We start from the raw sequence: 25956 nt of genomic DNA, 5'->3' as shown, positions 1-25956 counted from the left end.
AGCGCTAATCATACCAGCAGGAATACGCCATGCGATTCACGATTATTTCTACGAAACCCGGTCATCAGCCGCCGCAGAGCAGCTGTGATTTTTACGCCCCGGGCGGCACCATTGGGCGCGGTACGGATAACAATCTGGTATTGCCGGACAATGACCGCACCATCTCGCGTCTGCAGGCCATTGTTCACGTTGATGCCAATGGCGAATGTCGCGTCACTAACCGTGGCAGCGTTACGCGCGTGGTATTGAACGATATTCCACTGGAACGCGGGCGTCAGGTTGAACTGCAGGATGGAGACATTCTGGGTATTGATGACTACCGCATTGAAGTGGCTGAAATTATTCACGACACGCAGCCGGTGAGCCGCATGGCGGCCAGCATGCAGCAGCAGGTTCGACCATCCGCGCCAGCACCTGCATCGCAGCCGAAACCGGCGAGTGCCGCATCGCGCGGGAAGGGCGAGCCGACCGCCGTGCCAACGGAGATCTGGGATAGTCTGATGCAGGAGTTCTCCATCTCCGACAGCATCTCAAGCAACCGCACAAAACCTCAGCCTGCGGCATCACAGGATCCGTTCTCCCAGCCTGCTGCGCCGGAGCGTAACGCTGAAGATCCGCTGGCGATGTTCAACGACAGCGATCCGAAGCTTGAGCGTAAGAACGTTGACCCGGATACGCTGTTCAGCGATGAAGCCTTGTTCAAAAAAGAGAGCATCTTTGACGACATTACGCCCTCAACGCTGGTGCCGCCGGTTGAAACTAAGCCAGCCGAGCCTAAAGAAGAGGCGGCGGATGAACTCGATCCGCTGGCCCTGTTTGGCGGCACGGCCAGCGCGCCCGCCGCGCGTAATGATGACCCTCTCGGGCTGATGGGCGGTGCACCGTTGACGCATCCGGATGACATTGTCGATGACAGGCCGGAGCCAACGCCTGCACCGGTTGAGGAAGAGGATGTCCTCGCCGATTCTCCGCTGTTCGCCCCTGAGCCGCAGGAAGCCCCGCGTGCTGTTGAAGAAGAGCCCGCTCGACCTGATTACGCAGGTTTCACCATGCCGACTCCGCAGGCCGTTGCGCGCAGTAGCGCTCAGGCACCGAAGGGCCGCCTGCGCATCGACCCGGTCAATAACGCGGCCTCCCCAACCGCCACGGCTAACAGCGGCGAGAAAGGCGACGTGTTGCAGGGCGAGCTGCTGGAGGCGCTGCTGGAAGGGATGGGCCTGAGCGAAATGCAGCCCGTCCCGCAGTTTGACCGTGAGAATATGCGTCAGCTGGGGCAGATCCTCGGCATGTTCTCTCAGGGCACCGTGGCGCTGCTTTCCTCGCGCTCCATCCTCAAGCGCGGCGTGAAAGCCGATATGACCATGGTGCTGGACGATGCCAACAACCCGTTCAAGCTGCTGCCGACCGGCAAAACCGTCCTGATCCAGATGTTCGGCACGCCGATGCCGGGCTTTATGCCGCCAACAAAATCCGTGCGCGACGCGCTGATCGATCTGCAGGCGCACCAGCTGGGCATGATCTCCGGTATTCGCGCCATCATCGCCGCAATGCTGCAGTCCTTTAACCCGGAACAGCTGGAAGAGCAGGCGAAGCAGAACGGCATGACCTCCCGCCTGGCGCTGCCGGGCAGCCGTAAAGCCGCCCTGTGGGACTACTTTGTTCGCAGCTATGGCGAGACGGCAGGCGAGATTGAGGATGACTTCCACACCCTGTTCGGCGAAGCCTTCCTTCATGCGTACGACATGGAGGTGAATCAGTACAAAGACTCACAGAGCGGATCGGAAGACAAATGAATATCGCAACGGCTTCTCTCTCCCGCCAGGGGACGCGCGCCAGCAACCAGGATCAGACGGGAGAAACCATAGGGGAACGTTCAGCCTGCTTTGTCGTCTGTGACGGCATCGCGGGTTTGCCGGGCGGTGAAGTGGCCGCTGAGCTTGCCCGCAACAGCATTATTTCCCGCTTTGATGGCGAAAAGCACCTGAATGCGCAGCATATTCGCGACTATGTGCAAACGGCGAACCGCACCATTCTCAGCGAACAGCAGGCGGTTCAGGATTACCGTCGAATGGGCACCACGCTGGTGAGCCTGTTCATTGACCGGGATTACCGTCTGGCCTACTGGGCGCACGCCGGAGACAGCCGTCTGTATCTGTTTCGCCGAGGCTGGCTGTGGCATGTCACCACCGATCACAGCCTGGTGCAGCAGATGAAGGATGCGGGGCACCAGACCGACGATCTCAACAGCAACCTGCTGTACCTCGCGCTGGGGATTGAAAACGGTGGGCCGGAAGCGAGCTACAGCGACGTGGTGCAGGTGGAAGACGGCGATGCCTTTTTACTCTGCACCGACGGGTTCTGGCACGGCGTCAGCGAAGAACAAATGAAGCAGTCGCTGCATATGGTCAATACGCCGCAGGAGTGGCTGACCTTAATGAACCAAATCATTCAAAAGAATGGCGAGCAGGAGGGGAATGCTCAGGACAACTATACGGCCCTTGCGGTATGGATGGGCGACCCTCAGGACACCACTTTGCTGCATACGCTCTCTGACGCAGCGCAATTTCTTCCCTGCGGAACTGATTAGACACACAAGGAACGATATGAAACTTTGGCTATCGGGTTTAGCACTTCTGGCGGTGACCTCCACCGCGCAGGCTGAGAATTTCCGCATCGTGCAGTCCCCTGCGCAGAAGCTGGATATCTGGATCGACAACATCAAAGACAACACGCCGCAGAGCTGGTGTAAGCCTGAAGTGGCGCTGCGTATTGTGGCAAACGGCAAGAAAGACGTCTCCGTGCTGGAAAACTTTGTGCCGCGTCTTGGCTCACTGCTGGAACATCAGTGCAGCAAAGTGAATAAACTCAGCTGGACGCTTAACGATCCGGCGGGCGTCACGCTGGCTGAGGGTACCGCAGGGAAAGCGCAGGATTGGGCGCTGGTGGTGAAACAGGAACAGGCGGCTCCGGCCAGTACCGCCGCCAGCGGCGCGCTGCTGCCGCCGGATCAGAACGCTGAAGCCCGCACCGTCGCTGCTGACCGCACGCCGTGGCAGGAGTTTACCCTTCAGGACGGCTGCCATCTGCGGACGTTCTGGGAAGGCGGTGCGTCCGCACCGGCACTGTTCATCCCGGACACCGACACCACCCGCTGCGGCAACGGCAGCTGGCTGAGCGGTCATACCGTTATCTCTCAGACTCGCAACGGCGAGCAGAAAGAGATGGCGGTGACCTACATTCACGGCTTCCCGGTCATGGGCCTGAACAAAAGCGCCGATCCTGAAAACGCCCTGATCACCTCCGTCAACAAAGAACGCATGGTGTTCAGCACGCAGAACAGCGATCAAAGCTGGATGATCCTGCCCTACGACAACGCCCTCAACGGCTGGAAAAGCAACGGCACGGTGGCGGTAGAGATTTCCCGCGAGACAGCCAGTGATGACGCCAAACTGCAGGCGCGCATTGCCGAAGTCAAACAGACCTGGGGCGCGTGGGTGACTCCGGGTACCTCGCTGAATATTGTCCTGATTGACACCCTGCGTCCTCAGCTGCGCGATCCGGCAGTGGGCGCATGGCGCGCGGCAAACTAAGGAGTGGCGATGAATACGCTTTATCAACACCTGGCGGGTGAGCCGCTCAGCGATGCGCTGCGTCGTCTGGAAGCCGATATCAAAGTCCGTCCGGCGGATGCCGATCTCCGCGCCGCGTTTGTGCAGTTTCTGATCCTCAGCGGCAACTGGACGCGTGCGCTGACCCAGCTGAAAAGCTGGGTGGCGCTGAAGCCCCAGGCGAAGCCTACCGTTACCCTGCTGGAGCAGTCCATTCAGGGCGAGCTGCAGCGCGTGCAGGTGATGGCGGGACAGGCGCGTCCGGCCATGCCTGAAACCCAGTGGCCGTGGCTGACAACCCTGGCCGCGGCGCTGAGCGAGGAGGGCGAACGCGCCAGTGCGCTGCGTCTTGAAGCCCTTGAACAGGCTCAGGCAAACCCAGGCGGCATCACCCTCGAAAACGAGGAGACGCAGGCGTTTGGCTGGCTGATGGACGGCGATGCCCGCCTCGGCCCGGTGTGCGAAACCATCGTGAACGGCCGTTATTTCTGGCTGCCGTTTAGCGCTATCGCCGAGATCCGTTTTCAGGCGCCTGCCAGCGTCACCGATCTGGTCTGGCGTCACGCGCTGGTGCGCCTGACCGACGGTACGGAGCAGGTGTGTCAGATCCCGGCGCGCTATCCGTTTGCTGAAGACGCTTCGGATGCCGTCATGCTCGGGCGTACGACTGAATGGTTGCCGCTTGACGCTGACGGTACGCTGTACGAAGGACGGGGCCAGAAGGCGTGGCTGAGCGAACAAAGCGAATACCCGCTGCTTTCCCTGAACCTCGTGACGTTTGCGACGGATGGAGCCGATGAGTAATCCCGCTGGCGAAGGCGATCTGCTGCGCAGCGGCTGGCAAGCCCGCAGCAAGCAGGAGAAGGTGGGGGCGCGCGACAAAATGCAGCCCTCGCTGCTGGATCGTCTCACCGATAACGACCCGGAGAAAAAACGCGAGTCGGCCAACAACAATCTGATCACCCACGCCGCCCTGCGCCGCAATGTGCTGCGCGATCTGCAGTGGCTGTTTAACACCATCAATCACGATGCCTCCGGTGATTTGAGCGCCTTGCCGCACGTGAACCGCTCGGTGGTCAACTTCGGCGTCGCACCGCTGGCCGGGAAGCGAATGTCGGATATCGAATGGCACGATATTCAGCGCAAGCTCACCGAGGCCATCATCAATTTTGAACCGCGCATTTTGCCGCAGGGGCTGCAGGTCCGCTGCGTGTCGGATACCTCCTCGCTGGATCTGCACAACGTGCTCTCCATCGAGATCAAAGGGCGTCTGTGGTGCGTGCCGTACCCGCTGGAGTTTCTGTTTCGTACCGATGTCGATCTGGAAAACGGCCATTTTGAACTGAAAGATGCGGGGTAATCATGGAAAGTAAACTGCTCGAATACTACAACCGTGAGCTGGCCTACCTGCGCGAAATGGGGGCCGAGTTTGCCGAACGCTACCCAAAAGTCGCCGGACGGCTGGGCATGCGCGGCATCGAAGTGGCGGACCCGTATACCGAACGTCTGATGGAGGGCTTCGCCTTCCTGACCTCCCGCGTGCAGATGAAAATGGACGCGGAGTTTCCGCGCTTCTCCCAGCGTCTGCTGGAGATGATTGCGCCTAACTATCTCGCGCCCACGCCGTCGATGGCGATCGCGGAGATTGAACCCGACAGCAGCCGGGGTGACCTGAGCAAGGGCTTCATTGTGCCGCGCGGTACCATGATGGACAGCCTGGCGCTCAAGAAGACCGGCGTGACCTGCAGCTATACCACGGCGCACGAGGTCAACCTGCTGCCGCTGAAAATCGACAGGGTCGAGCTGGGCGGCGTGCCCGCCGATCTGCCGCTCGCGCAGCTGGGGCTGAGCCAGCGGGGGATCAACAGCGCCTTACGGATCCGCATCGCCTGCGACGGCCCGCAAAACCTCGGGCACCTGGATTTCGACCGTCTGGAATTCTTCCTCGGCGGTCCGGACATTGAAGCGCTGAAGCTGCTGGAGCTGGTGATGGAGCACCACGCCGGGATCGTCTGTCAGACGGTCAGCCCGCAGCCGCAGCGACAGCTGCTGGCGTCTGACGCGCTGCGCCAGGAAGGCTTTGAGCCTGACCAGGCGCTGCTCCCGGACGATCTGCGCAACTTTGACGGCTACCGTCTGCTGCAGGAGTATTTCGCGTTTCCGGCCCGCTTCCGCTTCATCAGCCTCAGCGGTCTGAGCAAGCTGATTCAGCGTTGTGAAAACGAAAAAGCCTTTGATATTTTCATCCTGCTGGATAAGTCGGATGAACAGCTGGAGCGCGTGGTCGATGCCAGCCATCTGGCGCTGCACTGTACGCCTGTCATCAACCTGTTCCCTAAGGTCGCGGCGCGTCAGAAGCTGAACGAAGGCCAGCATGAATACCATCTGGTGGTCGATAACATCCGTCCGCTGGATTATGAAATATACGCGGTCAAAAAAATCTATGGCAGCGCAGACGGCCAGCGTGATGACCAGACGTTTCGTCCATTCTGGAGCACCTGGAGCGGCGATGCGGGCAACTACGGGGCCTATTTTTCCCTGCGCCGCGAACAGCGCGTGCTTTCCGAGCACGCCCTGCGCTACGGCACCCGTACCGGCTATATTGGCTCGGAGGTCTTTATTTCGCTGGTGGATGAACAGCACGCTCCCTGGCAGGAAAACCTGCGCTATATCTCTGCCGAGGTGCTCTGCACCAGCCGCGACCTGCCGCTGATGCTGCAGCAGGAGCTCGGACAGTTCATTATGGCCGACTCCATGCCCGTGAAGTCCCTGACCCTGCGTAAAGGGCCGACGCCGCCGCGTCCGGCGCTGGCCGAAGGGTTCAGCACCTGGCGGCTCATCAGCCAGCTGCAGATGAACTACCTCAGCCTGATGGACAGCGAAAATGAAGACGGCGCGGCCGCGCTGCGCCAGCTGTTAGGGCTGTACGCCAACCTGGCAGAAACGCCCGTTGCGCGTCAGGTGGAGGGGGTACGCCACTGCGTGCTGGAGCCGGTTCACCGCCGCGTGCCTGAACCCGGCCCGGTCGTTTTCGCCCGCGGGATCGGCATTACCCTGATGGTGGATGAGCGAGCCTTTTCCGGCGCCAGCCCGTGGCTCTTCGGCAGCGTAATGGAGCGTCTCTTTGCCCGCCTGGTGTCCATCAACAGCTTTACGGAGTTCACCCTGAAGAGTCAGCAGCGCGGCGAGATTGGCTACTGGGCACCGCGCATGGGTAAAAGGGCGCTGATATGAGTGACGCTGCCACTGCACCGCTGCGCGTACATCGCCTGACCCGGTTGCCGGATACGTTCTGGAGCGGGGTCCGTGAGACGCCCTGGCGCTACGATCTGTTTCAGCTGTTAAGGCGCATTGATGCCCAGGGCGGCGAGCGCTACCCGCTGGGGCGCGCGCCGCTGCCGAAATTTGAGCCGCTGCGCATCGGCCAGCAGCCGTCGATGAGTTTTGCGCCGTCGACGCTGGCCCAGGTACGTCAGCGGGAGGAAAGCGGGCTGCACGAGGTCTCTATCCTCAGCTTCGGCCTGTTTGGCCCGAACGGCCCGCTGCCGGTCCACATGACCGAATATGCCCGCGAGCGTATTTATCATCATCAGGACACCAGCCTCAGCGCGTTTGCCGATCTGTTCCACCACCGTCTGGCGCTGCTTTTTTACCGCGCCTGGGCGGATGCGCAACCGGCGGTCTCTCTGGATCGCGCCGATAACAAGCGCTTTGAGGGCTACCTGGCGTCGCTGATTGGCATGGGGCAGCCGGGGCAGATGAACAAAGGCAGCCTGAGCTCGCATGCACGCTTTACCCACGCCGGGCACCTGACCCGTAACGGGCGGGATCCGGAGGGGCTAGAGAAGATCCTGCGCAACTATTTTAAAGCGCCGGTCAAGCTGGTCAGCAACGTGCCGCAGTGGATGCCGCTTTCCACGCGCGAGCAGGCGCAGCTGGGAGCAGGACGCCGCATGCCTCGCATGGGTGAGTCCGCCTTTCTCGGCGTCGCCGTCCGCGACGTTCAGCATAAGTTTCGCATCGACATAGGCCCGCTGAGCGCGGAGGAGTATAACCGCTTTCTGCCGGGAGAAGCGTGGGTCACCGAGCTGCGCGACTGGGTGCGTCAGTACGCGGGGGTGGAGTTTGAATGGGAAACACGGGTGATCCTGCGTGAAGACGCGGTGCAGGGCACCACGCTCGGCAGCAATGGGCGATTAGGCTACAACACCTGGCTGGGCCGTCAGCCGCAGCCTGTCCCGCGTGGCGATCTGGTGTATCGCGCAGAGCGGTAATCCTTCCGTATACCGAATTATTGTTAATGGAAACTAACATGTCAGAAATTAGCCGTGCCGTGCTTTTCGGCAAACTGGATACGCTGTTATTTACCTCTCTGGAAAGCGCCACTGCGTTCTGCAAGCTGCGCGGTAACCCCTATGTTGAGCTGGTGCACTGGCTCCATCAGCTGATGCAGCAGCAGGATGGCGATCTGCAGCAGGTCATCCGCCACTTTGCCCTTGATGAACAGCAGCTGACGCGCGATATCGTTGCGGCGCTGGATGTCCTTCCGCGTGGCGCAAGTTCCGTTTCCGATCTCTCTGAACATATCGACAGCGCCGTGGAGCGCGCCTGGGTCTTCGGCTCGCTGAAGTTTGGCGTCAGCCGTATTCGCGGCGGCCATTTGCTGATCGGCATGCTTAAAACCTGGAACCTGGCTAACGTGCTGAAAAGCATCTCGTCACAGTTCACCCGCCTGAACGTCGAGGTGCTGATTGAGCAGTTCGACGCTATCTGCGCCAACAGCAAAGAGACGCAGCAGGCCGCAGCCGCCGTCGATGCACCGGCGGGTGCGGTACCGGCTGCGCAGGGGACGCTGGCCCAGTACGGCCAGGACCTGACCGCCCGCGCTCGCGAAGGGAAGATTGACCCGGTTGTCGGGCGCGACGAGGAGATCCGCCAGATGGTGGATATCCTGATGCGTCGCCGCCAGAACAACCCGCTGCTGACCGGGGAAGCCGGGGTCGGCAAAACGGCGGTGGTGGAAGGGCTGGCGCTGCGTATCGCCGACGGCGACGTGCCGGAGCCGCTGCAAAATATCCAGCTGTGGCTGCTGGATATCGGCATGCTGCAGGCTGGCGCAGGCATGAAAGGCGAGTTTGAAGCCCGTCTGCAGGCGCTCATTAATGAAGTCCAGTCCAGCGCAACGCCGATTATTCTGTTCATCGATGAGATCCATACCCTGATTGGCGCAGGCGGCCAGCAGGGGACCGGCGATGCGGCGAACCTGCTCAAGCCAGCGCTGGCGCGCGGTCAGCTGCGCACCATCGGGGCCACCACCTGGGCGGAATACAAAAAGTACATCGAAAAAGACCCGGCGCTGACCCGTCGTTTCCAGACGGTGCAGGTGCATGAGCCGGACGAAGCGAAAGCCATTCTGATGCTGCGCAGCACCGTGTCGCCGCTGGAGACGCACCACCAGGTGCTGCTGCTCGACGAAGCGGTCAGCGCGGCGGTCAAGCTGTCGCATCGCTACATCCCGGCGCGTCAGCTGCCGGACAAAGCCGTTGCGCTGCTCGATACCGCCTGCGCCCGCGTCGCGGTCAGCCAGAGCGCGCCGCCCGCGCAGCTGGAAGACTGCCTGCGCCACCTTGCCGCGCTGGACGTGGAAATTGAGATCGCTGAGCGCGAAGCGCGCGTCGGTGCCGGTGACGCTGAGCGCGTAGCGACGTTACGCGCAGAACGCGACGTGTACGAAACAAAACGCGAATCTCTGGCTCAGCGCTGGGAAGAAGAACGCAGCCTGGTCCAGGAGATTATTCGCCTGCGCGCGGCGCTGTTCGCGGCGGGCGATGAAGATAGCGCTGAACTGCGCAGCCAGCTGGCGGAACAGCAGCAGGCGCTGAACGCCTTACAGGGTGATGAACCGCTGCTGTTTGCGGCTGTGGATGAAAACGTGGTTGCCGCCGTGGTCTCTGACTGGACCGGGATCCCGCTGGGCAGGATGGTGAAAAACGAGATCGACGCGGTGCTGAACCTTGCCGACACGCTGAACCAGCGCGTTATTGGCCAGCGTCACGGTCTGGATCTCATTGCCCGCCGCGTGAAAACCTCGCGAGCGAAGCTCGACGATCCCAACAAACCGGTGGGCGTTTTTATGCTGTGCGGCCCGTCCGGCGTCGGTAAAACCGAAACCGCGCTGGCGCTCGCGGAATCTCTGTACGGCGGCGAGCAGAACGTTATCACCATCAACATGAGCGAGTTCCAGGAAGCGCACACCGTTTCCACCTTAAAAGGTGCGCCTCCGGGGTACGTAGGGTATGGTGAAGGCGGGGTGTTAACCGAGGCCGTGCGCCGCCGTCCTTATAGCGTGGTGCTGCTGGACGAAATTGAAAAAGCACACCCGGACGTCCACGAGATCTTCTTCCAGGTCTTTGATAAAGGCTGGATGGAAGACGGCGAGGGACGCCATATTGATTTCCGTAACACCATCATTATTCTGACCTCTAACGTCGGCACCGACCTGATTAGCGCGATGTGCGCCGATCCGGAGCTGATGCCGGAGCCTGACGCGTTAAGCGGCGCGCTGCGCCAGCCGCTGCTGGAGGTGTTCCCACCGGCGCTGCTGGGCCGTCTGCTGGTGGTGCCGTATTATCCGCTCAGCGATGAGATGCTGGGGCTGATTGTTCGTCTGCAGCTCAAGCGCATTCAGCGCCGTCTGGAAGAGAATCACAGCATTATTTCTGAGTTTGACGACAGCGTGGTTGAACAGATTGTTCAGCGCTGTACCGAGGTGGAGTCCGGTGGCCGCATGGTGGATGCTATTCTGACCAACACCTTACTGCCTCAGATGAGCCAGATCTTACTTACCGCCAGCCGCAGCGACGAGCAGTACCGACGTCTGCACGTCACCTGCGAGCAGGGCGAGTTTCACTGTCAGTTTGCCGCGTAATAATCATCAAGAGAACTGTAAAAGATGACGGATAATGATAACAATCGGACTGTCCCAAACGCGCTCCCGGTCGGGTACCGCTTCAACGAGTTTGAAATTAAAGAGGTGATCGGCGGCGGCGGTTTTGGCATTGTCTATCGCGCGTGGGATCACCAGCTCGAACGCACTATCGCTATCAAAGAATTTATGCCTTCCTCGCTCGCCGTGCGCGGTGATGACATGACCCTCGTGCTGCGCAGCGAGCGCTTTGGCAAAGCGTTTTCCGCCGGCCTGAACAGCTTTATTCAGGAAGCCCGTCTGCTGGCGCGCTTCAACCACCCGAACCTGCTGCACGTCCTGCGCTTCTGGGTGCAAAACGACACGGCCTACATGGGGACGCTGTTTTACAGCGGCACCACGCTTTCACGCCTGCGTGAAGAAAAGCCGGAGCTGATCAACGAGGCGTGGATCCGCCGCACGCTGCCGATGCTGTTCGGCGCGATCAAAACCATTCACGACGAAGGCTATCTGCACCGCGATATCTCTCTGGATAACATTCAGATCCAGGATAACGGCCTGCCGGTGCTGCTCGATTTCGGCTCCGCGCGCCGCACCATCGGTAACCTCTCTGACGAAACGGAAACCATGCTGCGCCCGGGCTTTGCGCCGATTGAGCAGTACACCGACGACAACGAAAGCGAGCAGGGTCCGTGGACGGATATCTACGCCCTTGGTGCCGTGCTGCGTACTCTGATCGTGGGATCGCCGCCGCCGGTCAGCGTGGTGCGCTCTATCCAGGATACCTGCAAACCGCTGGTGGAAATCATGCCGCAGGGTTATTCCATCCCGCTGCTGCAGGCTATTGACCGCGCGCTGGCGCTGCACATGGAGGACCGTCCGCAGTCTATCGACGAGTTCGCGGCGCTGATTGAGATGCCGGTCGCCGGGATCAACGATGTGCTGACCGCCAAAAAAACCGGCACCATGCTGGTTCCGGTAGAGGAAGAGAAACCGGCTTCGGCGCTTGACTGGCGCCGCTACAAGATCCCGGGCATGGTTGCCGCTGGCGTGCTGGTGGGCATTGTCGCCGGAGCCATGCTGTTTAGCGGCGGCGGTCAGGATGCGCCCGAGCAGGCGGCACAGGCACCGGCAGAGACGCGTCCGACTGAAACCGCCGCGAACACGCCAGACGTGAAGCCGGAAACGGAGAAGGTTAGCGAGCCGGCGGCGGCGGAACAGACTCCACCACCTGTCGCCAGCCCGGTCGCGCTGGTCTATATCCGTATCCAGGACGGCGAAACGCTGAAAGTGAACGGCGAGCCAAAAGCGCTGCGTCCGGCGACCAACGGTTATGCATCGCTCAAGCTGCCAGCCGGAGAGGTGAAGATTGAACTGCAGGGCAACGGCAGAACGCGTACCCAGACGCTGGATATTGCCAAGCCGGGTACCTGGCTGGTGAATCCGTAAGTCAGGCAGGGACAGGGAACAGGACGGAGCGAATGTATAACATTAAGTTTGTCTATCTTTTCAGCGAGAACGTCTCGCCAGCGCTTTTTGCGAAAATTATCCGCCCGTCCGTCGCCGGGCAGTGGATTATGTCGGTGCCCGACAATTCGCTGCGCTCGCTGTTCACGCGCTACGATCTGCTGTACTCCATTACCGGTGCAAATCCGTATCAGTCAGGTCGCGATACCCGCAAGCTGATTGCGCAGGATCTCGACATGGGCAGGATCGTGGCTATCGACGAGAGTTTTCGCAACTGGTCGTCAGTGACTGAGATGTTTTATATCAATGCCGATGGGCGATTACAGGCTGCCTCAAATACGGGTCTGGGCTGGTATCCGGAGAGCACTATCGTTGAACGTTACGAAACCATGGTGCGCACCTATGGTTCCCGCCCCGCGCCAACGGAGCTGCCGACGCAGGTGGTGAAATCCAAAGCGGCTCAGGTGCCTGACCAGCCGACGCCGGGCAAAGACGGTAAAACCTATGCGGCGCAGTTGGAGAATATGACCAAAGCCGAACGCTGGCAGGCCCGTAAGGACCTGATTGCGAAGGGCAGCAACAGTCTCTATCCGGATGCGCAGATCGCGGCTAAACGGTTAGCGGCGAATAATATTGCCGTGGAGAAAGCGAAGCTTGCGGAAAATGTTTATAAGACCGTAAACCCGCTGGAAACGACGCCGGGCGTGCCGAAGGGATGGACGGATATTAGTAATGACGCAGCGGCGCTGAAGAAGCTTGGGCTGAACAGCAAATCACTTTTCGACAATACAGCCTCTCCTGATTTTCTGGCCCGCGTATATCAACCCGACCCCGAGGTGTTTGGTCGTGATATGAACCCAACGTTGGTTTTCAGAGGGTCACGGCAACCCGAATTTTTCCCCATGAAGAACATGGCTGACTGGAAAAATAACGGTGCGCAAGGGCTCGGAATGGCGTCAGATTACTATAAAAGAGCAGTGGGTCTTGGCGAACAACTCGCTAAATCCGGTCAACAAGTGGACATTGCGGGCCACTCTTTAGGGGGCGGATTAGCGTCTGCTACCGCGATGGCCAGCGGTATGCCGGGATGGACCTTCAACGCGGCCGGTCTGCATCCGGGTACCGTAGAGAAATACGGCGGAAGTTTGTTGGGCAGTACGGAAAATATTCAGGCTTACCGGGTTGAAGGTGAACTGCTGACAAAAATTCAGGAAGTTAACCTTTGGGAAGATTTCAAAACGGTTAAAGGACACGTGCCGGCGCTGATAGCCAAAGAAGAGCTTTCTGCCGTCATGCCTAACGCTGCCGGAATTGCACACGACCTTCCGGGGGGAACGGGAGGTGCTCTCGATCGCCATGGCATCGATCAGGCGATTAAATGTATTGAGCAACAGAAAGATGAAGACATCGCAATTATCGGGAGTCGCGCGTGAAATCATTGATTACTGGCTGGATAGCGCTTTGTTTAATGTTTATGGTTCAGGGGTGCAAGCAAAATATGGATTTAAAACCAGACAATTACTTCAGTGGTCAGCAGCTCACAGTCGCGCGTGCAATTGAAGCCGGTGAGATGAATGAGGTTATTAAATTAGCGTCGCAAACCGACCTTAATAAGCCCGGTAAAGAGGACATGACGCTGTTGTTTTGGGCGGTGATGAACGCAATTAACGATAAAAAAACACCAGAACAGCTAAATATTATTACCGCTCTGGTTAAATCGGGGGCAGATCCGCTCCAGCCAAGGCCTAAAGGAGAGAGCAGTCCGGCTGAATATGTGCTGAAAGCAGACAGTGGGGTCTGGATAAAGGCGATGCTTGAGGGCGGATTATCGCCGGATGCGAAGGATAAAACGTTTGGGGAACCGATTATCTTCGAGACCCTCGAAGCAAAAAACACCGATACGCTGCAGGCGATGCTTGACGGTGGAGCGGACATCAATATTACCAATTCACTGGGTAATACGTTGCTGATCGCCGCGCTTGACTTTCACTCTTACGATCATGTCCTGCTTTTGCTGGAGCGTGGCGCAAACGCTGAGATCAAGGCGGATAATGGCTGGACAATGGCCAACCAGCTGCAGCGTTATCTGAACCGGGCGAAAGAGGGCAGTGACGAATATCAAAAGCTGACTGAAATCAAAGACACGCTTATTCAGCATGGCGGTAAATGGCCTCCTGCACCGGTGAGTCAGTGATGTTGTTAAACAGCGCACTTCCTTGAGCAATGATGAGTGTTAAAAAGCAGGTATTCATTTTCTGGGGAACGATGGATGCGCTGGCTGTTGCGGTCTACTGTGCGCAGTCCGTGCGCCATGACAGAGTCCCCTTTGTATCCGATATATCCTCTTTCAGTGCGACAGGAAACTGGCTTTCTGGTGGTGGATCCGGCGTTCTGCTGCTTTTCTTTATTCTCGATTTCCTGTTGCTGTTGTCGCTCTTTGCCTCGGCATGGTGCTTGCTGACCGGGAAGCCTTTCGCGAGCAGACTGGCGCTCTGCCAGGAAGTTTTTCGTCTGATCTCCTTCCGGTACTCGGTGACCCTTTTCCCGCTGTTGTTGAATCTCGCGGGCGCCTCAAGCGTCTGGCTGTATAGTGTTTTGTTTATATTTTCAGAGTTTCTTAAGATCTACTCTCTGTGGATACATCAATACGGAAGGACGCGTAATGCTCGATCTTCACAGTGACGATGCTGTGGTTATCCAAAAGAGGCGTTGTTCAAGCTTCATCGGTTTCCTTTGTGTGCAAGGGTTATGATCGTTAACGCTGGTGAGTACAAGCATAAGTCGCGTCACCAGATTCGCTCCAGCGGTTATGTTATCGATACGCTTGAGGCCGCAATGTGGGCGGTATGGCATACGGATAATTTCCGTGATGCGATCCTTCTTGCCGCCAATCTGGCGGATGATGCCGACAGCGTTGCGGCAACGGCAGGTCAACTGGCCGGTGCGTTATATGGCTATTCAGGTATTCCGCAGAAGTGGAAAGATAAACTGGTCCAACACGAACGTCTCGTCAGCATGGCAGGGGAGCTATTTCACAGTGCACCTGAGGATAACTTTCTTTAACGTTTCTGACGAATAAGAGCACCGGCGCATATCCAAAACCACTTTGTCAAAATTAGCTTTACGTTCAAACACGTTTTCAGCATAAACCATTACGGAATACAGATTATGCTCAACCGAATTACCGTTCAGCTCCCGGTCGAGGGGCTGCTCTTCTGGAAACTTTCCGGCCGCGAGGCGATGTCCGAGTCGTTCGCCCTGACGCTGACCCTGCTCGGCACGGATGCGCGCATTGACCGCAGCAAATTGCTCGGGCAGCCGGTCACGGTGACCATCCCGACGCAGAACCTGCTCACCTCCCGCTATATCAACGGCAAAGTCACGCGCGTGGCGGTGAGCGCCGTTGAGCTGACGGGCACCCGCTACGCGGTGTACCAGCTGACGGTGGAGCCGGACCTGTGGCCGATGAAGCGCGACCGCAACCTGCGTATCTTCCAGGGGCAGACGGTGCCGCAGATAGTGAAAACCCTGCTTGGCGAGCATCAGGTCAACGTGGAGGACAAGCTCACCGGCAGCTACCGCGTATGGGACTACTGCGTGCAGTATCAGGAGTCGAGCCTGGACTTCATCAGCCGTCTGATGGAGCTGGAGGGGATTGCCTATCACTTCAGCCACGAGGCCGACAAACACACCCTGGTGCTCACCGACGCCGCCACCCAGCACCAGCCGTTCAGCGGCTACGAGGTGATTCCGTATCACCAGACACCGTCCGGCGGCAGTACCGACGAAGAGGGCATCGGCCAGTGGGCGCTGGAGGACAGCGTGACGCCGGGGATTTACAGCCTCGACGACTACGACTTCCGCAAGCCGAACGCGTGGCTGTTCCAGGCCCAGCAGAACCCGGCATCGCCGAAACCGGGCAGCATTGACGTGTATGACTGGCCGGGCCGCTTTGTCGAGACCGGGCATGCGGAGTTCTACGCCCGCATTCGCCAGGAGCGCTGGCAGGTGGAGCATCAGCAGATTCAGGCCACGGCCACGGCGGCGGGCATTGCGCCGGGCCACATCTTCACCCTGACCAACGCGCCGTTCTTCAGCGATAACGGCCAGTATCTGGTGACGGCGGCCGGATACCACTTCGAGGAGAACCGCTACGCCAGCGGCGAAGGTGAAACTATTCACCGGACTGATTTCACAGTCATCCCGGCGTCGGTCTCTTATCGCCCGGCGCAGAGCACGGCGTGGCCGCGCACCTACGGCCCGCAGACGGCGAAGGTCGTGGGGCCGCAGGGGGAGAGCATCTGGACGGACAAATACGGTCGCGTGAAGGTGAAGTTCCACTGGGACCGTCTGGCGAAGGGTGATGACACCAGCTCCTGCTGGGTGCGCGTGTCGAGCGCGTGGGCCGGCCAGGGCTACGGCGGTGTGCAAATTCCGCGCGTGGGCGATGAGGTGGTGGTGGACTTTATCAACGGCGACCCGGATCGTCCGATTATTACCGGGCGCGTGTATAACGAAGCCAGCATGCCGCCGTGGGCGCTGCCGGCAGCGGCGACGCAGATGGGCTTTATGAGCCGCACGAAAGACGGCTCGGTCGACAACGCCAACGCCCTGCGCTTTGAGGACAAGGCAGGTGCAGAGCAGGTGTGGATCCAGGCCGAGCGCAACATGGACACCAGCGTTAAGAATGATGAAACGCACAGCGTCGGTGGCGAGCGCAGCCATTACGTTAAGAAAAACGAGCTGCATCGCGTGGAGGCTAATCAGATCCAGGCGGTGAAAGGTGGAACCGAGATCCTGACGGGGAAAGGCAAGCTGGATGCGGCGGTGGAGCAGTACGTTATCGCTTCCGGAACAAAGCTGAGACTTGTCTCCGGCGAGAGCGCCATTGAGCTTAACGCGAACGGCAAAATTAGCCTGATCGGCAAAGAGTTTAACTTCTTTGTTGAAGGGGATGGTCATATCACGACGGGCGGAAAGCTGCACCTGAATACCTCAGGCACAAAACCGGGCACCACGGCGCCGGGCGCGGGGCATAAAGGGGATATTGATGCGGCGGTGCAGGCGAAATTCACGCCGCCGAAAGAATAACCGCTTTCTGTCTGCCACCATGTTGTCCATAACGGTCCTTAAAATTCTTCAGCATTCTTAGACGCGGATTCACCAATGAAATATACCCTCCAGGAAGGTTCGTTTTCCCTTTTCCCTGCGGCCTGGCAGGATAACAGCATGAATATTATTCGCGATGACGAAAGCGGGCTGTCCGTTGTGGTCAGCCGCGGCGTTATCCCGGATGGCAGCGATTATGAGGAAGAGTTCCACCGCCAGTGGGACGTGATGCGCCCTCAGATGGGCGAGGTCGTTCAGAGCGAGTTCCAGAGTGTGAAAACCGGGCCTGACGGCAACATCAGCGGTCTGGAAGTTGAAACCAACTTTGACCATAACGGGCAGCGCCTGTGGCAAAAACAGCTGGCCGTGCAGACGCCGGGCAAACCGGTGTTGATGATTTTTACCCTCTCAGCGCTCAGAGCATTCACTGAAGAGGACGAGGTGCGCTGGAGCGCGCTTAAGCAGAGCCTGACGCTAAACGACAACCGGAATGTGTAAGGCATGAGCGATAACAACGCGGCCCGTAAGGGCGATGAGATTATTCACTCCAGCATTTTTGCTGACATCACCAGCATTGTGGCGGAAGGCGCCGCTTATGCGGTGATTGGCGCGGCGGTGGGTGCCGCCGCTACCGTGGCAGCGCCATTGCTGGGGGCAGGGGCGGCAGCCGCAGGCGTGGCGGCGATTGGATCCAGCTGTCTGTTAAGCGGCATCATTGGCGGCGTGCTGGCAAACGTGGCGGGGATCACAGACGATATCAGCAACGCTGCCGAAGGGTTAGGCAACGCGATTTTCCCGCCGTCGCCTGCGGGTAAAATCACCACCGGCTCCAGCAACGTTATGACGAATGCGATCCCCGCAGCACGCGCGGCCGGAACGCTGACGCCAGCAGATACCCCTTCACCTGAGCCGCAGTCTCCGGGCAGCTTTGCCGATTACGCGGGCATGCTGCTTTCCGCTGCCGGACAGTTTGGCAGCGAAATGTGGCAGCCGAGCGTGGCCTCTGCCGCTGCGGGAACCTCGCCGCTGGAAGAAGACAAGGTGGCGTGCGAAAAGCACTCCGGGCCGCAGTATCTGGCGGAAGGCTCGAAAAGCGTCTTCATCAACGGGCAGCCCGCGGTGCGTGCGAAAGATCGCACCACCTGCGAAGGGACTGTTTCCGATGGCGTTTCCCCGAACGTGATCATCGGCGGCGACACGCTCACGGTTCGCGATATCAAAAGCGGCAAAACGCCGGGTCTGGCGCTGGGGATGATTGCGCTCTCCCTGCTCCGCGGCCGTCCGGGCAAGATCCTGAAAAACATGCCCTGCGCGCTGGCGGCAGCCGGCGGCGGGATGCTGGCCGATATGGCCGTCAATGCCGTGTTTGGCTCCTCGCACCCGGTTCACGCCGCCACCGGCGTGAAGGTGCTGAATGACGACGACGAACTCGATTTCTCGCTGCCAGGGCGATTCCCGCTTCGCTGGCAGCGCAGCTACAACAGCCTGACCACCCGCGAAGGGCTGTTTGGTCTGGGCTGGGCTACCGCCTTTGACAGCTATCTGACGCTGGAAGAAAACAATGCCACCTGGTACGACGAAACCGGGCGCGAGCTGAGCTTCGAGCTGCCGCCTGTTGACCGCGCGTTTTACAGCATCAGCGAAGGTATCATTATCCGCCGTAATGAGAGCGGCGACGTGGCGATTGCTGACGATGACGGCGCGGTGTGGCGTCTGTACAAACCGACACGCGCAAACCCCTTAATCCTGCGTCTGGCCTCCCTCAGCGATGAATACGGCAACGCGCTGCAGACGGAGTGGGACGAGCAGGGCAGGCTGGTCGGTCTTCACGACGAGCCGCGGGCGATAGACGTCACCCTGCGCTATGAAGATGAACGATTCCCGCAGCGCGTGACCGCTGCCAGCCATTTCGACGGCAGCCGTAGCTGGCCGCTGATGCAGTGGGGCTACGACGCGCGCGGACAGCTGGCGAGCGCGACGGATGCCTCCGGCGTGGTGACGCGTGAATACCGTTATAACGAGCACGGGCTGATGGTCTGGCACCGGATGCCGGGCGGTCTGGAGAGCGAATACCGCTGGAAAAAATTCGATCACTGGCGCGTAGTGGAAAACCGCACCAGCACCGGCGACGGTTGCCGCTTTAGCTACGATTTGGCCGCCGGGCTGACGATCGTTGAGCACTACGACGGTCAGACGCGCCGCCACTACTGGAACGCGCAAAATCTGATAGTCCGCTACGTTGACGAGCGCGGCGAGAACTGGCGCTACGCGTGGGATGACAACGAACTTCTGACGCGTCGCATCGATCCGCTCGGTAACGCCGTCACCTTCGTCTACGACGAAATGGGCAACCGGGTTCAGGAGACCGATGCCGACGGCAATACGCGCGCTACCACCTGGCTTGAGCACCGCGCGCTGCCGTCTGCGATTATCGAAGCCGACGGCAGCGCCACCCGGTTCTGGTACGACGAACATCACGGGCTGAAGCGCGTGGTGGATCCGATGGGACAGACCACACAGCTGCGCCGGGACGAGTTCGGCCAGGTCGTTGAAGAGATAGATGCCGCCGGCAACAGCCGCTACCAGGAGTACAACGAGGCGGGACAGCTGGTGCGCGCGACGGACTGCTCTGGTCGCACGACCCGGTATCACTATCATCCGCTGGGCTGGCTGGTGGTCGAGACTGGGGCCGACGGTGAAGAGACGCGCTACCGCTACGACGCCGCAGGTCGCCCGGTGCAGCTCGATCGCCCGGAAGGCTGGACGGAGTCGCTCAAATGGAACGAGCGCGGCCTGCCGGCGAAGCATGCTGGCGCGGATGGTAAAGAAAGTGAGTTCAGATACGATGAGGCCGGTCGCTTAACCACCACGCGTAATACTCAGGGTGAGGAGGTTCGCCGCCGCTGGGACAGCCGAGGGCGTCTGATTGCTCTTGAAAACGAAAACGGTGAAGCGTATCAGTTCCGCTGGGGAGCAGATTCGCTGCTGCTGGAAGAGGTAGGGCTCGATGGCGTGGCCTCACAGTATCGCTACGACGCCTGCGGGCGCACGATAGCGCGCACCTTTGCCGCCGGTCATCCCGAAGCCATTACCCACGCCTTCGCCTGGAGCGCGAGCGGCCAGCTGGTCGCCCGCACCACGCCGGAAGGGCAAACCCGCTATCACTACACGCCGTCCGGGCTGTTAAGCCGGATTGGGCTACACCCTGCGCTTTCAGCCGACGCGTGGAGCACCGAGGCAGAGCAGGAGCTCGCCTTTGACTATGACGCGCTCGGTCGCGTCACGCGCGAGGCGGGCGAGCACGGCGAGCTGGCGTGGGAGTATGACACGCTGGGTAACCGCACCTCCGTCACGCTGCCCGATGGCCGCGAGCTGAAGCAGTTCTACTACGGCAGCGGACATCTGCTCAGCATTGCTCTCGATAAGCTGTCGGTTTCTGATTTCACACGCGACGAACTCCACCGCGAGACCAGCCGTACCAAGGGGCTGCTGACCACCCGCAGCGAATACGATCGTCTTGGGCGACTGCATCGCCGTGACGTCTTTACCGGCAATGCCCAGCGCCCGTCGCCGCGCCGGTGGTCCCGCCGCTGGGATTACGATTACCGCAATAACCTGGTGCGGGAAGAGCGGGACGATAACCCGTTCAGATGGTACCGCTGGCAGTACGACAGCGCCGGGCGTCTGCTCGTTCAGGACGGTACGCTGCCCGGCCAGGAGCAGTGGCGCTGGGATGCTGCCGGTAACCCGCTCGAAGGCTCTGCTGAGAAGGTCACGCACAACCGCCTGACGCAGCTGAACGGCATTCGCTGGCGTTATGACCTCCACGGCCGCACCGTGGAGAAAGATAACGGTCAGACTCGCTGGCACTACCGCTATGACGGCGAACATCGCCTGACGGAGGTTATCAGCCAGCCGCGGGACCGTAACAGGCCGCAAACGCAGGTCAGCTTCCGCTACGATCCGCTCGGGCGACGCATAAGCAAAACGCGTCAGCAGATGCTGGGCGGTCAGCCAGCCGGCAAGCCGGTTACCACCCGGTTTGTCTGGGAAGGGTTCCGCCTGCTGCAGGAGGTGCACGGGGATGTGCCGCTCACCTACGTTTACAGCGACCAGGACAGCTATGACCCGCTGGCGCGTATTGACGGCGTGGAAGCGCCGGAGATTTTCTGGTTCCACTGCCAGCCGAACGGCACGCCGGAGCGGATGACGGATATCGAAGGGCAGGTGCGCTGGGAAGGGGTTAACAGCGCCTGGGGCAAGCTGCTGCGAGAAAGCGAAACGCAGCTATCAGGATATTCCCAGAACCTGCGGATGCAGGGGCAATACCTGGACCGTGAGACAGGGCTGCACTACAATCTGTTCCGGTATTACGACCCGGACTGCGGAAGGTTTACGCAGCAGGACCCGATAGGGCTGGCGGGGGGGATAAACCTTTACCAGTATGCGCCGAATGCGTTGGGGTGGGTGGATCCGTGGGGGTTGAAACCAAGATGTGCGCCGACGAAAGCAAATGACCATAATCAGGCTGCGTTCGGCAGGCAGTGGCAAGGTCATGGGGAGTACAAAGGACGCGACTTATGGTCTAACACAATGTTAAAAGAAGGTGATGTCATCTTCGGTGGTGCTCCTGGACAATCTGGTTTTTATTTTGATAAGGCAACTCTCGATGCCGCTGGCGGTAGTAGACAAAAACTATGGGAGAGTTTGCAGGTACAGCCACATAGAATATTTGGATTCCGTAGCAAAATTCAGGCGTACCGTGTAAAACGTGATGCAGTTGCTGGAACGGGACAAGCATTATCACAAGATCCTGTTGTTTTTGGTCAGGGCGGAGGAACGCAATTTTTCCTTTCAAATTATAAAACTGTGCTTGAGCCTATTGGCAAGCCTTTTGATATCGGAATATGACTATGAATCTTGATATAGATACAGGCGCTCTTTTCTTCAATAAAATGCTGGCGCTGACACCACTTACAACCAAAAAAGAAATAATGAATAATGATAATTTTAATTGGGAGGCTTGGCCAGATAAGGGATGTGATACAGTCTCTTATAGAGCTATTTTTAACATTAAAGGAAACACGCATGGTGACATTTATTTGATAGTTAACTTTATTCAGCCTAATGATGAAAATGCTATTATAGGTAGTTGGAGTTTTGCACCTTATAAATTAATCGATGGAGAACAAAAAAAACCTGAGGGAAAAGTTACAAAAAGATTAAGGGATTGGTTCAAAGAAAAAACGAATATTGACCTTCCAATTCATGGTGCATGGGGCCATATTAATTCGGCATATGACCATTGGAATTGTTCAGGTGCAATTTATTGTAATTATCGTTCCGGTTTCAGAGATGAAAAATCCTGGAGAGATTATTGTAAATGGAATAATATAAAATTATGAGTTGAGTGCGTATTGGTGTAAAAAACTCGCAATTATAATAATGGGGTGTTGAAAAATCACATGGGATAAATAGAGTTGAAATTGACCCTGTAGGAGGTCATCTTGTTATGCCAAAGGCCGCTGCCGATAAAAAAATTAATTAAACATTTGTGGTATTCCAAAGGCTAATAATGTCAGATTTAAATGCAGTTATTTTTTTGGATAACTCCCTAAGAACTTACATTAATAATCGTTAAGGGTTACGAGTGCCAACCGGAAATTAACTCGGTAAAAGTTTGTCTGATTGGCTGAAAGAATCACTAAACCTGGACACGCCTGATACCATGGAAACAGACATCATTAGGTGGAACTTTGCGTGGGGGCGGGTTTCAGTCTCATATGAGACAAAGTCGTTTAATCATGGGATATATATAGTTTGGAATATAACGTAGTCACTTCCAGACAAGGTGGTTTAAATATGTTAGAAATGAACCTTGATGTTCATACTGGTTTTGTGGCAATTAACAATTACCCTCTCGAATTAAAAGGTGTTGATACTTTTAAAAATTCCAAATTTTACCAATTCCTCTCTCCACTGACTAAAATAGGTTCTTTTTATTACTCTATCGATAATATTAAATGGAAAGATCAAGTTTTCATTTTGGAACTGAGGCCTTCAGTATTTTCTTTTTCTCCATCAATATTCCTTACCAGTAAGGATGGAAGTTTTTATAAAACTCTAGATGATTGGGATAAAAAGGCTAATCTGAGTAATTTATCGGATGAGCGGCAGCGTTTGACAGCATGGGTTGAGAATGAAATAACCTCGAAGCCTAAGCTTAAAATTACAACCCCCCCATATGGAATTCAATGGGAGCATGAATGGGGAAGTATTGTTGTACAGTCTAATGAAAAAAGCTTCGATTGTGGTATTTATATCGAATGGAATGGTTGACTAAATAATGTTATTAATTAATAAAATCCCTCATTTTCTTCTCGCCTTACTTTTTTATTAATAAAATTAAAAGCTAAAAAAATGAAAATAACTAATCGACTAAAGAAAAAGTTATTAGTCCTCGATGGCATCGACAATGATTTCATAGAGTATGGAAAGGAAATAGCATGCCCTGAATGCGAGGGTGTAATAGTCTACTCTATCGTAAACTCATATGATTTTGACACGCTCACTGAAGAGGTAAAATGCTTTTTGGTTAAGAAAATGAGAGGTGTGAAGCTTGTTAGTGAACATAAGAAATATAGCTTTGATGAAAGCCAATTAGATGTTTCGAAAAACACATGTTCAAAGTGTTTAAAAGAATTTTCCACTGTATTAACGTATAAAGAAGTGCAGCCAGCCCGATACCGGGTATATCTTGTGGGGCTTTTTGAAGGGGATTTGAAGCAGATCAAACTTTAAAAGTTGAGGTTTACCAATGATTGAAAATCTCATTTGTATTAAAGAAAAAGACCTGCTTCAATGGGCGTATGGTGAAAGTAACATACTGGTTAGTATGCCATTTTTTGACTATGCAATGGTCGACCCTACACGCCAATTAGTCTTTGCGTTAAGCGAGCCAAAGCCATTACCAACCGTTTTGACCATCTTCAATGCGCAGGGCGAAAAACTATTTTGGTCAGCACCTCCTGAAGGCGCATTTTTCTATTACTTAACTTTCAACCTGTCAAAGGAAGTGGTTGTGGTCTGTAGCTATGCGGAAAAGCAAAACGGCTGGCATGATTGGTTTTACTCCTGGGATATGAAGCGTAATGCTTTGTCTCAATTGGGCCCAGCGTATTAACATCAAAAGCGCCAAAAAACGATAACAATAACCGGTAGCAAAAGAGGGCTGCATAAGCAGTTCCAACAACCGGTTTAAAACAGAGCTAAGAGGCAAAGGATGAGTACGGTTTACATTGTCATATTGACCTATATCAAACCCCTTGAAGAGGTTGACGCAGCGATTCCTGCTCATGTGGAGTGGCTAAAAAAGGGGTATGCAGAGGGGATATTTCTGGCATCGGGTAGACGGATCCCAAGAACCGGTGGAGTCATACTCGCTAAATGCGAGAGTCTGGTCTCTCTCGAAGAGCACTTGCGCGAGGATCCTTTTCAGGCGTTGAAGCTTGCGACTGCCGAAATCATTCCCTTTGAACCCAGCATGAAAACAGAACTATTAGAAAATGTGTTTTAACCCCGCAATAAAAAATCCACGCCAGGGCGTGGATTTTTTTCATTCAAGACGAATCAGACGTTGAACAGGAAGTTCATCACATCGCCATCTTTAACGACATAATCTTTCCCTTCCGCACGCATCTTGCCTGCTTCTTTCGCGCCTTGCTCACCCTTGTAGGTGATGAAGTCTTCAAACGCGATGGTCTGCGCACGAATAAAGCCTTTCTCGAAGTCGGTGTGAATTTTACCAGCCGCCTGAGGCGCAGTTGCACCTACAGGGATGGTCCACGCACGTACTTCCTTCACGCCTGCGGTGAAGTAGGTCTGCAGGTTCAGCAGCTCATAGCCTGCGCGAATTACGCGGTTCAGGCCCGGCTCTTCCAGACCCAGCTCGGCCATGAACTCTTCACGGTCGGCATCGTCCAGCTCGGCGATATCGGATTCAACGGCCGCGCACACGGCAACAACCACAGAACCTTCCGCCGCTGCAATTTCACGCACTTTGTCGAGGTACGGGTTGTTCTCGAAACCGTCTTCGTTAACGTTGGCGATGTACATGGTTGGCTTCAGGGTCAGGAAGCTCAGGTATTTGATCGCCGCCTTGTCTTCTTCAGTCAGGTTTTTCAGCGCGCGCAGCATGCCCGCGTTTTCCAGCTGTGGCAGACATTTTTCCAGCGCAGCCAGTTCCGCTTTCGCGTCCTTATCGCCGCCTTTGGCTTTCTTCTGCACGCGATGAATCGCGCGTTCACAGGTATCGAGGTCAGAAAGAGCCAGTTCGGTGTTGATGACGTCGATGTCGTCAGCCGGATCCACTTTGTTGTTTACGTGGATGATATTGTCGTTCTCGAAGCAGCGCACAACGTGGCCGATCGCTTCGGTTTCACGAATGTTGGTCAGGAACTGGTTACCCAGGCCTTCACCTTTGGATGCGCCTTTTACCAGGCCCGCGATGTCCACGAACTCCATGGTGGTTGGCAGAATGCGCTGCGGCTTCACGATTTCCGCGAGCTGATCCAGACGCGGATCCGGCATTGGCACAACGCCGGTGTTAGGTTCGATGGTACAGAACGGGAAGTTCGCCGCTTCGATACCCGCTTTGGTAAGCGCGTTAAACAGGGTGGATTTGCCCACGTTTGGCAGACCGACGATACCGCATTTGAATCCCATTTCTAAATCACCTTAATATCTTGATAATCAATCCGTTAACGATAACCGACTGATGAAAAGTAAATAACTACGCCTATTATACACGTAACCCGCATGACGCGCGGTAAAAATGCCGTACCGGGT

General features: G+C 57.0%; 21 protein-coding genes and 1 pseudogene. 21 read left to right on the top strand and 1 reads right to left on the bottom strand.

Annotated features, from left to right (window positions below):
* Positions 1-29: 29 nt before the first annotated feature.
* The 21 genes and pseudogenes from tagH (at position 30) to HV355_RS01765 (ending at position 24685) form a co-directional block, all read left to right on the top strand.
* The gene (tagH, locus tag HV355_RS01865) at positions 30-1793 is read left to right on the top strand and encodes a type VI secretion system-associated FHA domain protein TagH (RefSeq protein ID WP_182400753.1); all 1764 of its coding nucleotides are present in this window, start codon (positions 30-32) and stop codon (positions 1791-1793) included.
* A complete protein-coding gene (locus tag HV355_RS01860) occupies positions 1790-2587 on the top strand; it encodes a protein phosphatase 2C domain-containing protein (protein ID WP_182400752.1) in 798 nt (265 codons plus the stop codon). Before tagH ends, HV355_RS01860 begins: the two co-directional genes overlap by 4 nt.
* A gap of 16 nt (positions 2588-2603) precedes the next feature.
* Entirely contained in the window at positions 2604-3590 is a 987-nt protein-coding gene (locus tag HV355_RS01855) for a hypothetical protein (RefSeq protein WP_182400751.1), read from the top strand.
* Positions 3591-3599: 9 nt separating this feature from the next.
* The gene (locus HV355_RS01850; protein WP_126816347.1) at positions 3600-4412 is read left to right on the top strand and encodes a type VI secretion system accessory protein TagJ; all 813 of its coding nucleotides are present in this window, start codon (positions 3600-3602) and stop codon (positions 4410-4412) included.
* Positions 4405-4968: a type VI secretion system baseplate subunit TssE gene (tssE, locus tag HV355_RS01845; RefSeq protein WP_120158029.1), complete on the top strand. Its 564-nt coding sequence runs from the start codon at positions 4405-4407 to the stop codon at positions 4966-4968. Before HV355_RS01850 ends, tssE begins: the two co-directional genes overlap by 8 nt.
* A gap of 2 nt (positions 4969-4970) precedes the next feature.
* Positions 4971-6842 (top strand): type VI secretion system baseplate subunit TssF, encoded by a 1872-nt coding sequence (gene tssF, locus HV355_RS01840; protein WP_120158030.1) that lies wholly within the window; start codon positions 4971-4973, stop codon positions 6840-6842.
* A complete protein-coding gene (tssG, locus tag HV355_RS01835; protein ID WP_010432864.1) occupies positions 6839-7882 on the top strand; it encodes a type VI secretion system baseplate subunit TssG in 1044 nt (347 codons plus the stop codon). Before tssF ends, tssG begins: the two co-directional genes overlap by 4 nt.
* A 38-nt stretch (positions 7883-7920) precedes the next feature.
* On the top strand, positions 7921-10536 hold the full coding sequence (gene tssH / locus HV355_RS01830) for a type VI secretion system ATPase TssH (protein ID WP_182400750.1): 2616 nt from the start codon (positions 7921-7923) through the stop codon (positions 10534-10536).
* 24 nt (positions 10537-10560) lie between these two features.
* Positions 10561-11982 (top strand): serine/threonine-protein kinase, encoded by a 1422-nt coding sequence (locus tag HV355_RS01825; RefSeq protein ID WP_182400749.1) that lies wholly within the window; start codon positions 10561-10563, stop codon positions 11980-11982.
* Between the two features lie 32 nt (positions 11983-12014).
* Entirely contained in the window at positions 12015-13433 is a 1419-nt protein-coding gene (locus HV355_RS01820; protein WP_182400748.1) for a phospholipase, read from the top strand.
* Positions 13430-14194, top strand: a complete 765-nt coding sequence (locus tag HV355_RS01815; protein ID WP_126816351.1) for an ankyrin repeat domain-containing protein — start codon at positions 13430-13432, stop codon at positions 14192-14194. Before HV355_RS01820 ends, HV355_RS01815 begins: the two co-directional genes overlap by 4 nt.
* A gap of 29 nt (positions 14195-14223) precedes the next feature.
* The gene (locus tag HV355_RS01810) at positions 14224-14682 is read left to right on the top strand and encodes a hypothetical protein (protein ID WP_249420812.1); all 459 of its coding nucleotides are present in this window, start codon (positions 14224-14226) and stop codon (positions 14680-14682) included.
* Between the two features lie 60 nt (positions 14683-14742).
* Positions 14743-15063, top strand: a pseudogene (locus tag HV355_RS01805) (ADP-ribosylglycohydrolase family protein); the annotation flags it as partial.
* Positions 15064-15168: 105 nt separating this feature from the next.
* Entirely contained in the window at positions 15169-17091 is a 1923-nt protein-coding gene (gene tssI / locus HV355_RS01800) for a type VI secretion system tip protein TssI/VgrG (protein ID WP_182400747.1), read from the top strand.
* Between the two features lie 75 nt (positions 17092-17166).
* Positions 17167-17607: a DcrB-related protein gene (locus tag HV355_RS01795; protein ID WP_182400746.1), complete on the top strand. Its 441-nt coding sequence runs from the start codon at positions 17167-17169 to the stop codon at positions 17605-17607.
* Between the two features lie 3 nt (positions 17608-17610).
* A complete protein-coding gene (locus tag HV355_RS01790) occupies positions 17611-22020 on the top strand; it encodes an RHS repeat-associated core domain-containing protein (RefSeq protein ID WP_182400745.1) in 4410 nt (1469 codons plus the stop codon).
* Positions 22021-22022: 2 nt separating this feature from the next.
* Positions 22023-22514 (top strand): hypothetical protein, encoded by a 492-nt coding sequence (locus tag HV355_RS01785; RefSeq protein ID WP_108417828.1) that lies wholly within the window; start codon positions 22023-22025, stop codon positions 22512-22514.
* A gap of 457 nt (positions 22515-22971) precedes the next feature.
* Positions 22972-23448 (top strand): hypothetical protein, encoded by a 477-nt coding sequence (locus HV355_RS01780; protein ID WP_182400744.1) that lies wholly within the window; start codon positions 22972-22974, stop codon positions 23446-23448.
* Positions 23449-23529: 81 nt separating this feature from the next.
* Complete coding sequence (locus HV355_RS01775; RefSeq protein WP_182400743.1) at positions 23530-23910, top strand: hypothetical protein; 381 nt, start codon at positions 23530-23532, stop codon at positions 23908-23910.
* A 16-nt stretch (positions 23911-23926) separates the two neighbouring features.
* The gene (locus HV355_RS01770) at positions 23927-24292 is read left to right on the top strand and encodes a hypothetical protein (protein WP_182400742.1); all 366 of its coding nucleotides are present in this window, start codon (positions 23927-23929) and stop codon (positions 24290-24292) included.
* Positions 24293-24391: 99 nt separating this feature from the next.
* Positions 24392-24685, top strand: coding sequence for a YciI family protein (locus tag HV355_RS01765; RefSeq protein ID WP_126816978.1), 294 nt, complete (start codon positions 24392-24394; stop codon positions 24683-24685).
* A gap of 53 nt (positions 24686-24738) precedes the next feature.
* Here HV355_RS01765 and ychF read toward each other — a convergent pair whose 3' ends face one another.
* Complete coding sequence (ychF, locus tag HV355_RS01760) at positions 24739-25833, bottom strand: redox-regulated ATPase YchF (protein WP_126816976.1); 1095 nt, start codon at positions 25831-25833, stop codon at positions 24739-24741.
* Positions 25834-25956: the final 123 nt, after the last annotated feature.

The organism is Enterobacter sp. RHBSTW-01064 (assembly GCF_014103035.1).
In the GTDB taxonomy this organism is placed as follows: domain Bacteria; phylum Pseudomonadota; class Gammaproteobacteria; order Enterobacterales; family Enterobacteriaceae; genus Enterobacter; species Enterobacter mori.
The sequence above is the reverse complement of the archived record's forward strand: the minus strand, read 5'-3'. Positions and strand labels throughout refer to the sequence as shown.

What these genes read in the sequence shown, in the direction of transcription:
- HV355_RS01765 (WP_126816978.1), top strand. Translation starts at nt 24,392, where the DNA reads ATGAGTACGGTTTACATTGTCATATTGACCTATATCAAACCCCTTGAA.
- HV355_RS01850 (WP_126816347.1), top strand. Translation starts at nt 3,600, where the DNA reads ATGAATACGCTTTATCAACACCTGGCGGGTGAGCCGCTCAGCGATGCG.
- HV355_RS01795 (WP_182400746.1), top strand. Translation starts at nt 17,167, where the DNA reads ATGAAATATACCCTCCAGGAAGGTTCGTTTTCCCTTTTCCCTGCGGCC.
- HV355_RS01775 (WP_182400743.1), top strand. Translation starts at nt 23,530, where the DNA reads ATGAAAATAACTAATCGACTAAAGAAAAAGTTATTAGTCCTCGATGGC.
- HV355_RS01785 (WP_108417828.1), top strand. Translation starts at nt 22,023, where the DNA reads ATGAATCTTGATATAGATACAGGCGCTCTTTTCTTCAATAAAATGCTG.
- tagH (WP_182400753.1), top strand. Translation starts at nt 30, where the DNA reads ATGCGATTCACGATTATTTCTACGAAACCCGGTCATCAGCCGCCGCAG.
- HV355_RS01770 (WP_182400742.1), top strand. Translation starts at nt 23,927, where the DNA reads ATGATTGAAAATCTCATTTGTATTAAAGAAAAAGACCTGCTTCAATGG.
- tssI (WP_182400747.1), top strand. Translation starts at nt 15,169, where the DNA reads ATGCTCAACCGAATTACCGTTCAGCTCCCGGTCGAGGGGCTGCTCTTC.
- tssF (WP_120158030.1), top strand. Translation starts at nt 4,971, where the DNA reads ATGGAAAGTAAACTGCTCGAATACTACAACCGTGAGCTGGCCTACCTG.
- tssH (WP_182400750.1), top strand. Translation starts at nt 7,921, where the DNA reads ATGTCAGAAATTAGCCGTGCCGTGCTTTTCGGCAAACTGGATACGCTG.
- tssG (WP_010432864.1), top strand. Translation starts at nt 6,839, where the DNA reads ATGAGTGACGCTGCCACTGCACCGCTGCGCGTACATCGCCTGACCCGG.
- HV355_RS01820 (WP_182400748.1), top strand. Translation starts at nt 12,015, where the DNA reads ATGTATAACATTAAGTTTGTCTATCTTTTCAGCGAGAACGTCTCGCCA.
- HV355_RS01860 (WP_182400752.1), top strand. Translation starts at nt 1,790, where the DNA reads ATGAATATCGCAACGGCTTCTCTCTCCCGCCAGGGGACGCGCGCCAGC.
- HV355_RS01780 (WP_182400744.1), top strand. Translation starts at nt 22,972, where the DNA reads ATGTTAGAAATGAACCTTGATGTTCATACTGGTTTTGTGGCAATTAAC.
- HV355_RS01810 (WP_249420812.1), top strand. Translation starts at nt 14,224, where the DNA reads ATGATGAGTGTTAAAAAGCAGGTATTCATTTTCTGGGGAACGATGGAT.
- HV355_RS01825 (WP_182400749.1), top strand. Translation starts at nt 10,561, where the DNA reads ATGACGGATAATGATAACAATCGGACTGTCCCAAACGCGCTCCCGGTC.
- HV355_RS01855 (WP_182400751.1), top strand. Translation starts at nt 2,604, where the DNA reads ATGAAACTTTGGCTATCGGGTTTAGCACTTCTGGCGGTGACCTCCACC.
- ychF (WP_126816976.1), bottom strand. Translation starts at nt 25,833, where the DNA reads ATGGGATTCAAATGCGGTATCGTCGGTCTGCCAAACGTGGGCAAATCC.
- HV355_RS01790 (WP_182400745.1), top strand. Translation starts at nt 17,611, where the DNA reads ATGAGCGATAACAACGCGGCCCGTAAGGGCGATGAGATTATTCACTCC.
- tssE (WP_120158029.1), top strand. Translation starts at nt 4,405, where the DNA reads ATGAGTAATCCCGCTGGCGAAGGCGATCTGCTGCGCAGCGGCTGGCAA.